The following is an 11,878-nucleotide window of genomic DNA, read 5'->3' as shown; positions in this document are numbered from 1 at the left end:
TCACCGACGTCCGGTGGATTCGTCCTCGAGATCCCTTGCCAGGCAGCGATCAACACCTAGAGTCAGACCCTGCTACCGGTGGTCGCCGGGGCGCCGAGTGGTCCCGATGATGAGACGGCGGTGGGCATGGCGGACGCGCTGGTCGGGGTGCTGGCGGCCTGTGCGGTGCTGCTCGCCGGTGCCGGGCTGGCCAAACTGCTGCGACCGCTGCCCGCCGTCGACGCGCTGGACCGGGCCGACATCCCCGGGCTGACCGTGCTGGCCCGGGTGCCGCTGATGCGGTTGGTCGGGCTGGCCGAGATCGCCGTCGCGGTGGCCGTGCTCGGGCCCGGCGGACGCTGGCCGGCCGTACTGCTCGCCGGCTGCTACGCCGCGCTGGCCGTGGTGGCCTGGCAACTCGCCGTCCGGACCCCCGGCGCCGACTGCGGCTGCTTCGGCGCCGCCGCGTCCCCGCTCACCGGCTGGCACGTCGTGGTCAACCTGGTCGGCGTGGCGGTCGGGGTCCTCGCCGCGGTGCTCGACCCGCCGTCCTGGTGGTCGGCGGTGACCACCGGCCCGGTGCTCGACGCGCTGCTGCTGACCGCGGCCGTGCTGCTGCTGGCCTGGCTGCTCATGACGCTGATGACCGCACTGCCGGCGCTGCTGCGCCGGCTCTCCGAACCGGACCGGATGGTGGCCAACGGATGACGACCACGCTGCTGATCGTGTTGTTCGCCCTGGTGGTGGTGCTGGCCGTGCTGGTCGTCGGTCTGCTCCGGGCCTACGCCGACGTGTTGCGCCGGTTGCACGCGCTGGACGGGGGCAGCCCCGGGCAGGGTGCTGATCGACTCCCCGTCGGGGCTCCGGAGTTCCGGATGAGCGCGGGGGTGCAGGACCTGCCCGACCCGTCCCGCCGGGCCGCCGCCACCGGTTCGGCCGCTGCCACCAAGGATGTGACCGGGCGGGAGGCGGAGTGGCCACCCGCGCACGACCTGGCCGGGCAGACGCTCGGCGGCGAGGTCGTCACCGTGCGCGCGGTGGGCGTCGAGCACGACACCGTGCTGGTCTTCCTGTCCTCCGGGTGCACGGGCTGTGCCAGCTTCTGGCGGGATCTGGCCCGCTCCGGCCGGTCCGGGGTGGAGGCGCTGACCGGCGGGCTGGGCTCGGCTCGGCTGGTGGTGGTGACCAAGGGACCGGACCAGGAGAGCGAGCTGCTGCTCGCCGACCTCTGCCCGCCCGGCATCGACCTGGTGATGAGCACGCAGGCATGGGACGACTACGGCGTCCCCGGCTCGCCGTACGTGCTCGTGGTGAACGGCCGCTCCGGCCGCGTCGCCGGCGAGGGCTCCGGGACGTCGCTCACCCAGGTGTCCGGGCTCATCCGTCAGTCGGTCGGCGACGGCGGTGCGCTCGGCGTCGGGCTGGCCTCGCAGGCGGTGCGCAAGCCGCGATCGGACACCGACCGGGAGGTCGACGTGGACCGGGCGCTGTTGGCCGCGGGCATCGGCCCCGGCCATCCGAGCCTGTACGGCGGGGACACCACGGGGCCCGCCGCCGACCGGACCGCCGACCAGCCGGGGCCGCGGCGATGACCGCGCCGATGTCCCCACCCGCCGTCACGCCGCTGAGCGGCTACGGCCTGGGCGTACAGCTGCCGGCCGGCTGGGAGGGGCGCATCTCCCGGCGTCCGGTCCCGACCACGTCGTTCACCCCGCAGACCCGCGCCGACACCGGCCCCGGGAACGCCGGCGCCGACGGCTGGCTCGGCGAGCAGATGCTGCCGGTGCTGCACGCAGCCAACTTCCCGCTGCCGGCCGTGCGCGGCGACTACGGCTCCAGCGCGGTGGAACGGATGGGCCGGCAGCACATCTTCATCGGGCTGCTCGAGTTCGGCGCCGAGTGCCTGGGCAGTGCGCTCTACGCGCCGCTGGGCGTGCCCCGGGTCAGCCTGGCCGACTTCCATCCGAACGCGCTGCAGCGCCGGCTGCCCGGCCAGTCCGGCTGCCAGATGTTCTTCACCGCGGCGGACCGGCCGTGCTGTCTGTACGTGGTGATCGGGTCCTGGACCCCGCCGGCCACGGTGGCCGCCCTGATCGAGCAGGTCAACGCAGTGCTGAGCGGGATCGAGGTGGCGGCGCGATGAGCATCTTCTCCCCGTCGGGAGCGGCCGGGGCACCGAGGGCCGGGCTGGCCGAGCGGTTGGTCAACCGGCTGGCCGGGCGGCGGGACCGGGTGGACCCCGCACCCGCCGTCGGATCGCCGGTGGCCGTGCTGGACCGGGGCGGCGCGGAGCCGGACGCCGAACTGACCGAGATCAGCGAGGGCGACGCCCGCGGATCCGGGCGGTCCCGGCGTGGCTTCTTCGGCGGCGCCGCGCTGGTCGGGGCGGCCATGGCCGTCAACCCGTGGGGCTACCTGGTCCGCCCCGCCTCGGCCTACGACGCGGTGTGCGGGCTGGACGCCGAGTGCGCCGACGGCTACTCGGTCTTCTGCTGCACCATCAACGGCGGCAGCAACAGCTGCCCGCCCAACTCGTTCATCGGCGGCTGGTGGAAGGCCGACAGCAGCTCGTTCTGCGGCGGCGCCGCCCGGTACTACATCGACTGCAACGCCTTCCGCGGCCAGAACGCCTGGCAGTGCCGCTGCAACGACCAGGGCTGCGACCGACGCCGGGTGGCCTGCAACCAGTTCCGGTACGGGCAGTGCCGGCTGGACATCCCGGCCTCCCAGACCGGGCCGGTGGTGTGCCGGATGGTCTCCTGCACGCCGCCGTGGCAGCAGTACGCCGGGGTCTGCACCAGCACCAGCGCCACGGACAACCGCACTGCGACGCACTCGGCGCCGTGCAACGGCCGGGAGCCCATCGGGTCCTTCGACACGGCGGTCGACTCCGGCGGCGCGGGTGGGCGGTTGGGCATCCGGATCACCGGATGGGCGCTGGACCAGGACCTGCCGGAGCAGGAGATCCAGGTCGCCGTCTACCTCGACGGCGCCGGCGTGGCCTGGTTCCCGACCGGGGTGGCGCGCCCGGACGTCAACGCCGCGTTCGGGGTGCCTGGCAACCACGGGTTCGACATCGTGGTGCCGGCCGCGGCCGGCGGGCACACGGTCACGGTGTTCGCGATCAACGTCGGGGGTGGCGCGGCGAACCCGGTGATCGGCTCGCGGCGGGTGACGGTGACCGACCCGAACGCCGGCCTGCCGCGCGGCGTGCTGGACAGCGTCTCGACGGGCCCGGGCAACACCATGGTGCTCCAGGGCTGGGCGTTCGATCCGGATGCTCCTGGTGAGGCCATCCAGGTGGCGGTGTACCGGAACGGGCAGGGCGAAGGCTGGTGGCCGACCGGGGTGCCGCGGCCGGACGTGAACGCCGTCTTCGGCATCCCGGGTCAACACGGATTCCGCATCACGATCCCCGTCGCATCGGGGGACCACGCCGTCGACGTGTTCGCCATCAACGTGGGTGGCGGCTCGGTCAACCCGGTGATCGGGTCCGGGCGGGTGCGCGACGCCGGCTTCCCGCTGGGACGGCTGGACGGACTGTCCGCCACCGCGGGTGAGGTCCGGCTCAGCGGGTGGGCGTTCGACCCCGACGACCCGGGAGCCGCCATCCATGTCGCCGTCTACCGGGACGGCATCGGTATCGCGTGGTTCCCGACGGGGCTGGCGCGTCCGGACGTCAACGGCGTGTTCGGCATCCCCGGTGACCACGGCTTCGACATCCGGGTGCCCACGTCGCCGGGGCGGCACGAGTTCACCGTGTTCGCCATCAACGTCGGGGCGCCGGGGCCGAACCCGGTGGTCGGTTCGGGCAGCGTCCAGGTGCCGGGGTGAGTGGGACGGTGCGGCTGATCGGAACGACGGGGGAACGGGGGACGGCACGATGACGATGCTCGGTGGGACGGCGCTGGTGCTGGCGGTGGTGGCCGCTGTGCGCGGTGTGTGGTCGCCGTGCGGGCTCTCGATGGTGTCGGCCATCAACCCGTTCAGCGAGGCGTCCCGGGGCAACCGGTACGGCCTGACCGCGCTGTGGTTCGTCATCGGTGCCGCCCTGGGTGGGCTGCTGTACGGAACGCTCGGCGCCGTCGGTGCGCTGCTGGTCGGGCTGCTGCCCGCGGCGCCGGTGGTGCTGGTCGCGCTCGGGGCGGCGGTCTGCCTGGTCGGCGTGCTGTCGGACCTGCCGGGGGTCCCGCTGCGGCTGCCGTTGCATCCGCGGCAGGTCAACGAGCGGTGGCTCAGCCGGTACCGGCGCTGGGTGTACGCCTCCGGGTTCGGCGCGCAGATCGGCGCCGGCTTCGCGACCTACATCATGACCGCCGCCGTGTATGTGGTGCCGGTGCTCGGCGCCCTGACCGGTTCCCCGCTGCTCGCGCTGGCGTTCGGCCTGGTCTTCGGGCTGGTGCGGGGCAGCGCGGTGCTGATCAGCGCCGGCGCCGGCGATCCGGACCGGCTGCGCGGGCTGCACCGTCGGCTGGCCGCCGTGGCCCCGTGGTCGCTGCGCGCGGCGATCGCCGCGCAGCTGGTGGCGGCGGTGGTGCTGGCCGGGGGCGCGCTCGGTGCGTTCGCCGGGCTGGTCGTGATCGTGCTGGCCGGGGGAGCGCTCGCGCTCGGGACTCGTCGGCGCCCGGCTGGTGCGCCGGAGCAGGTGGCGGCCGAGCCGGCCACGGTGCGCGTGCCGGCCTGACCGGCGCGACGGAACCGGTTGTCGGGAGGTCCGACCCTGGGGTGACGGGTGTGCGCCCGGGGTGGTGGGTCCGGCCCTGGTCGTTCGGGGTCGGACGTGATCGGGCGGGGTCGGACGTCGACCGCCCTCGGCTCACCGGTGGACCCTCAGTCCTCCCCGGCCGCGGCCGGTGGACCGCTGAGCGCCAGCACGGTCTGCAGGGTGTCGACCTCGTCCACGCGCTTGTCGTCCCGGTAGCGCAGCACCCGGGCGAAGCGCAGCGCGATGCCGCCGGGGTAGCGCGGTGAGCGCTGGATCCCGTCGATGGCAATTTCGGCGACCAGCGGCGGGTCGGCCCAGACCGTGGTCTTCGTCCGTCGTTGCTCCCGGGCGAGGAACTGCTGGGTCTGCCAGGTCAGCGTGGCGTCGGTCAGTCCCTTGAACGTCTTGCCCAGCATGACCAGCTCGCCGGACCGTTCGTCCCGGGCGGCCAGGTGCAGGTTGGACAGCCAGCCCTGCCGCCGCCCGTAGCCCCACTCGGCGGCGACGACGGCCAGGTCGAAGGTGTGCCGCGGCTTCACCTTGATCCAGCCCGCATCCCGCCGGCCGGCGGCGTACCCGGCGTCCGGGGCCTTGACCACCACGCCCTCCCAGCCGGCGGCGACCGCGTCCAGGAACGTCGCCTCCACCACCTCGGGCGTCTCCGCCCAGGTCCGCGGGATGCGCAGCGCCGCCGGCACCAGCCGGGTGAGCACCTCGTCGCGCCGGCGCAGCGGCTCGTCCAGCAGGTCGTCGCCGTCGACGTGCAGGACGTCGAAACAGGACAGTGACAACGGCAGACCTGGATCGGCCGGAAGCTCCGCGGCTGCCGGATCGGCGGTGTCGTCGACGCCCGTGTGCCGCCGCCCGGTCGCGGTCCGAGCCGCGATCTCCTGGAAGGCGCGCGGCCGGCCGGACTCGTCCAGCGCGACCACCTCGCCGTCCAGCACCACCTCTCGGACGTCCAGCGACCGCACCGCGGCGACGATCTCCGGCAATCGTCCGGTGATCTCGTCCAGGCTGCGGGTGAACAGGCGGACCTCCGGGCCGCTGCGGTGCACCTGGATGCGGATGCCGTCCAGCTTGGCGTCGACCACGGCGGGCAGCCCGGTCTTCGCCACCGCGCCGGCCGGGTCCGGGGCACTGGCCGCCAGCATCGGGTGCACCGGCTGTCCGACCCGGATGCGCAACGCGGCCAGCGCCTGCAGCACCGTGGCCGGATCGGCCAGGGGCGCGGCCTCGTCGGCCGTCCCGTCCGGTGCGGCGCCGCCGGGCACCTGCCCGGCCATCAACGCGGCCGCCTCCGGGGTGGACCCGAGCAGCATGGCCGCCCGGCGCACCGCCGCCACCGGCACCCCGAAGGCGGCGGCCACCCCGTCCTGCACGGCCGACTCCAGCGCCCCCTGGCGCAGCTCCCCGGCGATCAGCCCGCGCAGCAGGTGCTGTTCGGGTGCGGTGGCCCGGGCGAAGAGCGCGGCCACCGCCCCGGTGCGGGCGGCCGCCGAACCGGCCCCGGCCAGTTCCGCCGTCGCCGCGAATGCCGCGTCGACCTCGCCCACGGTCAGCGACGGCGCGGCCGCGGGGGCGGGTGCGTCGCGCAGCGTGGCCCAGCCGATGCCGGTGCGACGCTGCCGCAGCGACCCGGTCAGGTAGGTGACCACCACACGCAGCTCGTCGGCCGCGCCGTCGTCAGCACCGTCGAGCACCGCCTGCCGGACCACGGACGCGATGACGACCCGCTTGGCCGTGCGGGAACGGGTGGCGGCCAGTTCGGCGGAGGCCTGGGCCAGGGTCGACAGCAGCATGCTCGTCATCGTGGACCCTGCCCCCGACAGCGGGGTGGTCATGACGGCGGGACGGGGATCAGTGCTGGGCGGTCGGATCCGGCCCTCCGCTCGTGCCTCGCTGCGGCCTGCTCCTCAGTCCGGCGGCGCGGTGGCCACGGTGGTGCCGGCGTCGCGGTGCCGGGCGGGGTCGGCGCGCGGCCCGCGGACCCGGGCGTAGACCACGGTGCCGATCAGGGCGATGCCGCTGAGCAGGAGCAGCACCGCGGACATGCGGTTCACCAACGGCAGGTCCACCCCGAGCAGACCGAGCACCCCGACCACCAGCAGGGCGACCGCGCAGGCGACCGCGAACGCCGCCCGCCACCAGCTGCGGGCCACCTCGTGGACACCCTGCTCGGCCTTGACCTTGGCGTACTCCAGCGGTCGCTTGGCCCAGTCGAACTGGGTGGCCAGGATGGCCAGGCCCGCCGCGACCAGGACGAACCCAGGCCCGGGCAGCACCAGCAGCGCGATCCCTCCGAGCAGCAGGAGACCGCCCAGGCACGCCAACACCGCCGTCTTCATGTGCCGCACGGTTCCATCCTCCTCCGGTGCGGGACGGGCACCGCGGGGACAACGGCTCCGGCGTCGGGGCAGTTCCAGCTCGTTCGCATCAGGCTCACCATCCAGGACCGGCGGACCGTTCCCGTCGCGCGAAACGAGCTCGTAACACCTTGGCAACCGTGGATAAATAAGATATTAGATCCTATTGAGGTCCCGGCGACCGGAAGAGGACGACAGTGTCCAAGGACCAGCACGCGACGGCCGACAGCGGTCGCCTGATGCACCTCAACCTGTTCATGCGCCTGTACGGCCACCATCCTTCCGCGTGGCAGCGGGCCTCCACCGCCCTGGCCGACGCCTTCTCCCCGGACTGGTTCGCCGACCTGGCCCGGACCTGCGAGCGGGGCCTGTTCGACGCCGTCTTCCTGGCCGACAGCCAGCAGGCGGTCTACCAGCGCGAGGACGTCAGCACCGCGTCCATGTTCGAGCCGCTGACCCTGCTGTCCTACATCGCGGCCCGGACCGAACGCATCGGCCTGGTCGCCACCGTGTCCAGTTCGCTGCACCACCCGGCCAACGCGGCCCGGTCCATCGCCTCGCTGCACCTGATCTCGGGCGGCCGGGCCGGCGTCAACCTGGTCACCTCGCAGAGCGACGTCGAGGCGCGGCTGCACGGCATGGACGCCCTGCCCGACCACACCACCCGGTACGCCCGCGCCCAGGAGTTCGCCGAGCTGCTGTTCGAGCTGTGGGACTCATACCCGGCCGACGCGGTGGTGATGGACAAGCAGGGCGAGGTGTTCCTGGACGCCTCCCGGCTGGGCCGGCTGGACCACCACGGGCGGGAGTTCCGGATCCACGGCGGCCTCAACATCCCGCAGACCCGGGCGGGCCGCCCGGTGCTGGTACAGGCGGGGGCGTCGGTGGAGGGTCGGGAGCTGGCCGCCCGGTACGCGGAGGCGATCTACGGTATCGGCTCCACGCTCGAGGACGCGCGGGAGTACTACGAGGACATCAAGCGCCGGACGGTGGCCCACGGCCGGCGCGAGCAGGACATCACCGTGCTGCCCGGCATCGTCACCGTCATCGGCGACACCCTGGCCGAGGCGCGGGACAAGAAGCGCTGGCTGGACTCGCTCAAGTCGCTGCCCAAGCAGCTGGACACCCTCAGCGGCTACATCGGCATCGACTGCTCACACTGGGATCCGGACGACGAGATGCCGGAACTGCCGTCGCTGGAGGACTTCCAGGGTCCCAAGGGCCGGTACGTCATGATGCAGACACTGTCCCGTGACGACGACGGACGTCGGGTGACGGTGGGGGAGATGCTCAGCCGCATCTCCGCCGGTGGCGGTCACCTCACCAGCATCGGCACCCCGAGCATGGTCGCCGACCACATGGCCGAGTGGTTCACCTCCCGCGCCGCCGACGGCTTCAACGTCAACGCCTCGGTGCTGCCCGAGGGCATCGAGGAGTTCGTCGACCTGGTCGTCCCCGAACTGCAGGACCGCGGTCTGTACCGCACCGAGTACGCCGGCACCACCCTGCGAGACCACTTCACCCAGACCCGAGCGCCGGAGATGGCCCTGTGACCAGTGTGATGACCAGCCCGACGAGCACCACCTCGGACCGCGCGCCGCGCACGACCGCGGAACTGCGCGAGCACGCCCGGGCGGTGTACGACCCGTTGGTGCACCACGAGTTCCCGCTCCGGCTGGCCACCGGCGTGCTGCCGCCGGAGCGGTTCCGCTTCTACGTCACGCAGAACCTGCTCTACCTGCCCGACTACGCGCGGATGCTGGCCTCCGGGGCGGCCCGGGCCCAGGACGACGCCACGCTGACGTCCTTCGCCCGCTCGGTGATGAACATCGTCGACGTCGAGATCCCGCAGAACGAGCGGCTGCGGGACGCGGTCGTCGAGCTGGCCGGGCCGGTGCCCGAGGCCGAGACGGTCAAGGCCCCGGCCACCGTGGCCTACACTTCCTGGCTGCTGGCGCTGGCCGGATCCGGTGACGCGGCGGACATCTCGGCCGCGCTGCTGCCGTGCGCCTGGAGCTACGGCGACATCGCCCGGCACCTGCAGTCGGAGGTGGTGGACCATCCGGTGTACGCCGACTGGATCGCCTTCTTCGCCTCCGACGACTACGCCGCCGTGGTCGACGGGTTGCGCGCGGCCTTCGACCCCGAGCTGGCCGAGCTCACCGAGCGCAAGCGGGCCCGGCTGGCCGACATCTTCGTCACCGGATGCCGTCTGGAGCGCCAGTTCTGGGACCAGGGGCTGCACGGCACGCTCTGGCCGGACCAGACCGGCTGAGGGGTCTCGTCCCGCCCACCCCGCGCCCATCAGCCCGCCCACCGTCCTGCCCGAACTCCCTGCCCGACCTGAGGAGCCGTTCCCGTGCAGATCGACGCGCACACCCACATCCTGTCGCTGGCCAGCGACGCCGACTTCACCAAGCAGTACGGACGCGAGGGCTCGCTGTGCATCTACCGGGCGCACGGCCGGATGCCGTCGCACCGCTGCCCGACCGAGCACGAGTGGGAGGCCGTCGAGACCGAGGACGGGATGGACGGGTTCGGGGTCGTCGGCCCGGACGAGACCGTCGCCGCGCACCCCGGGTTCGACAAGCTGGTGGCCCTGGCCATCAGCCCGCAGTGGCTGGACGGCCGGCTGATCGGGACGGTCGACGTGCACGGCCAGACCGACGTCACCGGTGACCCGCATCCGGAGCGGTGCAACGAGTACATCGCCGGCTGCGTGCGCCAGCAGCCCGAGACGATCATCGGGTTCGGGTCGGTCAACCCGCGCTACCGCGGGGTCCGGGCCGCCGTCGACGAGCTGGGCCGGATGGTCGAGCAGGACGGGCTGTCCGGGGTCAAGCTGTACCCGATGTACCAGCACTGGTCGCCGGCCGACCGGGAGTACGCCTTCCCGATCTACGCCGCGGCGCGGGACCTGGGCATCCCGGTGATGATCCACCAGGCCGGCTCCACCCGGATCGACGCCAAGATGGAGTACGCCCGTCCGGCCATGCTGGACGACCTGGGCCGCGAGTTCCGCGACCTGAAGGTGATCATCGCCCACTGCGGCACGCCCTGGGTCGACGAGGCGATGTTCATGCTCACCAAGCACCCGAACTTCTACACCGAGATCAGTTACCACATCGCCACCGTCACCCGGCGAGACCTGTTCCTGTACCTGTCGCGGGCGGAGCCGATGTTCGTGCCGCTGGAGAAGATCATGTTCGGGACCGACTACCCGGGCTTCCTGTACGACCCGGTGGCGCTGCGGGACAAGTTGCTGACGGTGAACGAGGAGGCGGACCGGCTCGGCCTGCCGCCCATCGCGCAGCACAAGCTCGACGGCGTCATGGGTGACAACTTCGCCGCGCTGCTGGGACTGGAGGTCGCGGCGTGAAGCCCAAGGTCGTCATCATCGGGGGCGGCAACGGTGGGCTGCTCGCCGCCCACCGCATCGCCGACGCCGCCGACGTCACCGTGCTCGAGGCCGGCATCGACCCCGGTGACCCGGTCCCGGCCCGGTTCCTGCACGAACACGGGTACCCCGAGCACGACTGGGACTACTCGGACGCCGACACCGGCGCGCATCTCATCCGCGGCAAGGTCCTCGGCGGCGGCTCGACGGTCAACGCCGCGGCCGGCTCGCGCGGCCAGCCCAGCGGGTTCGACGGCTGGGGACCGGGATGGCAGTGGGACGACCTGCTGCCGGCCATGCGCGCGATCGAGACCGACGAGCAGTTCGGCGACCGCCCGTACCACGGCGACGCCGGCCCCATCCACGTCACCCGGCTGTCCCAGGGTCCGCTGGACGAGGCGTTCTTCGCCGCGTGCGCCCGCGCCGGTCACCGGGAGTGCCCGGACCACAACGCACCTGGCACCCAGGGGTACGGACCGTGGCCGACGAACCGGGTGGACGGCGGGCGCTGGGGGGCCCTGGCGGCCGTGGCCCCGCTGCTGCGGTCCCGCATCCAGCTCCGGGACCGGACCATGGTGCGCCGGGTGGTGATGGAGGGTTCCCGGGCGGTGGGGGTGGAGATCGAGGGACCGGACGGCGCGGAGACGCTGGCGGCCGATCTCGTCGTGGTGTCCTGCGGCACCTACGGCACCCCCGAGGTGCTCTGGCGGTCGGGCATCGACGCTCCGCAGATCGGGGTCGGTCTGCAGGACCACCCGTGGGTGATGATGAACGTGCAGGCCCGCGACGAGGCGGACATCTTCGCCCGGCCCGTCTCCGGGTCGCTGCTGCGGGCGCCGGTGCACGACGACCCGACCGACGAGTTCCAGGTCTTCCCGTTCTCGGAGTGGCTCTACGACCACGCCGCACCCCGGGACAGCTGGAGCGTGTCGGTCGCGCTCATGCAGCCGGTGAGCCGCGGCAGCATCACCCGCGGGGCGGACGACCGGGCGGTCATCCGGTTGCGCCACCTGGTCGAGCCCTCCGACCTGGCGCGGATGGCCGTGGCCGTGACCCGGACGGCCGCGCTCATCGACGACCTGGCCGCCACCGGACTGGTCACGGTGCCGGGCGACGCCTGGTGGCGATCCGGCGATCTCGAGGGCGAGCTGCGGCGGCGGGTGGAGACCTACAACCACCCGGTCGCCTCGTGCGGCATGGACCGCACCGTCGACCGCCGGCTCGACGTCATCGGCGCCGGCAACCTGAAGATCGTGGACGCCTCGATCATGCCGAAGATCCCGGACGGCGGCCCCAACCTGGTCACCATGGCCATCGGCTGGAAGGCCGGCGGCATCATCCTCGAGGACCTCGGGTTGCAGCCCTGACGGGTCCGGGGGCAGTGCTGTGAGCCGTGTTTCGAGCGTGTGACGAGTTGTGAACATCGATCGC

The 11,878-nt window shown here is 73.1% G+C and carries 11 protein-coding genes; 9 read left to right on the top strand and 2 right to left on the bottom strand.

The window, feature by feature from the left end:
* The first annotated feature begins 126 nt into the window (after window positions 1-126).
* Genes JL106_RS15605 through JL106_RS15585 form a run of 5 tightly spaced genes read left to right on the top strand, consistent with a single transcriptional unit; the run spans window position 127 to window position 4,663 of the window.
* The gene (locus JL106_RS15605) at window positions 127-687 is read left to right on the top strand and encodes a MauE/DoxX family redox-associated membrane protein (protein ID WP_328842536.1); all 561 of its coding nucleotides are present in this window, start codon (window positions 127-129) and stop codon (window positions 685-687) included.
* A complete protein-coding gene (locus JL106_RS15600) occupies window positions 684-1,571 on the top strand; it encodes a hypothetical protein (protein WP_205261652.1) in 888 nt (295 codons plus the stop codon). The genes JL106_RS15605 and JL106_RS15600 overlap by 4 nt, the downstream gene beginning before the upstream one ends.
* Before the next feature lie 8 nt (window positions 1,572-1,579).
* Window positions 1,580-2,122: a hypothetical protein gene (locus tag JL106_RS15595; RefSeq protein WP_205261651.1), complete on the top strand. Its 543-nt coding sequence runs from the start codon at window positions 1,580-1,582 to the stop codon at window positions 2,120-2,122.
* Complete coding sequence (locus JL106_RS15590) at window positions 2,119-3,813, top strand: hypothetical protein (protein ID WP_205261650.1); 1,695 nt, start codon at window positions 2,119-2,121, stop codon at window positions 3,811-3,813. Before JL106_RS15595 ends, JL106_RS15590 begins: the two co-directional genes overlap by 4 nt.
* A 49-nt stretch (window positions 3,814-3,862) precedes the next feature.
* A complete protein-coding gene (locus JL106_RS15585; RefSeq protein WP_205261649.1) occupies window positions 3,863-4,663 on the top strand; it encodes a hypothetical protein in 801 nt (266 codons plus the stop codon).
* 146 nt (window positions 4,664-4,809) lie between these two features.
* On the opposite strand, the gene JL106_RS15580 is transcribed toward JL106_RS15585, so the two are convergent.
* Window positions 4,810-6,486 (bottom strand): ATP-dependent DNA ligase, encoded by a 1,677-nt coding sequence (locus JL106_RS15580; protein ID WP_236007747.1) that lies wholly within the window; start codon window positions 6,484-6,486, stop codon window positions 4,810-4,812.
* A gap of 114 nt (window positions 6,487-6,600) precedes the next feature.
* A complete protein-coding gene (locus JL106_RS15575) occupies window positions 6,601-7,032 on the bottom strand; it encodes a PGPGW domain-containing protein (protein ID WP_205261648.1) in 432 nt (143 codons plus the stop codon).
* 215 nt (window positions 7,033-7,247) lie between these two features.
* Here JL106_RS15575 and JL106_RS15570 point away from each other — a divergent pair, with 215 nt between their 5' ends.
* The 4 genes from JL106_RS15570 (at window position 7,248) to JL106_RS22190 (ending at window position 11,814) form a co-directional block, all read left to right on the top strand.
* Complete coding sequence (locus JL106_RS15570; RefSeq protein ID WP_205261647.1) at window positions 7,248-8,603, top strand: NtaA/DmoA family FMN-dependent monooxygenase; 1,356 nt, start codon at window positions 7,248-7,250, stop codon at window positions 8,601-8,603.
* An 8-nt stretch (window positions 8,604-8,611) separates the two neighbouring features.
* Window positions 8,612-9,325 (top strand): thiaminase II, encoded by a 714-nt coding sequence (gene tenA, locus JL106_RS15565; RefSeq protein WP_205261646.1) that lies wholly within the window; start codon window positions 8,612-8,614, stop codon window positions 9,323-9,325.
* A gap of 84 nt (window positions 9,326-9,409) precedes the next feature.
* Window positions 9,410-10,429 carry an amidohydrolase family protein gene (locus JL106_RS15560; RefSeq protein ID WP_205261645.1) on the top strand — a complete coding sequence of 340 codons (1,020 nt, stop codon included), beginning with the start codon at window positions 9,410-9,412 and terminating at the stop codon, window positions 10,427-10,429.
* A complete protein-coding gene (locus tag JL106_RS22190) occupies window positions 10,426-11,814 on the top strand; it encodes a GMC family oxidoreductase (protein ID WP_205261644.1) in 1,389 nt (462 codons plus the stop codon). Before JL106_RS15560 ends, JL106_RS22190 begins: the two co-directional genes overlap by 4 nt.
* The last annotated feature ends 64 nt before the right edge of the window (window positions 11,815-11,878 follow it).

The organism is Nakamurella leprariae (assembly GCF_016918035.1).
Lineage (GTDB): Bacteria > Actinomycetota > Actinomycetes > Mycobacteriales > Nakamurellaceae > Nakamurella > Nakamurella leprariae.
The sequence above is the reverse complement of the archived record's forward strand: the minus strand, read 5'-3'. Positions and strand labels throughout refer to the sequence as shown.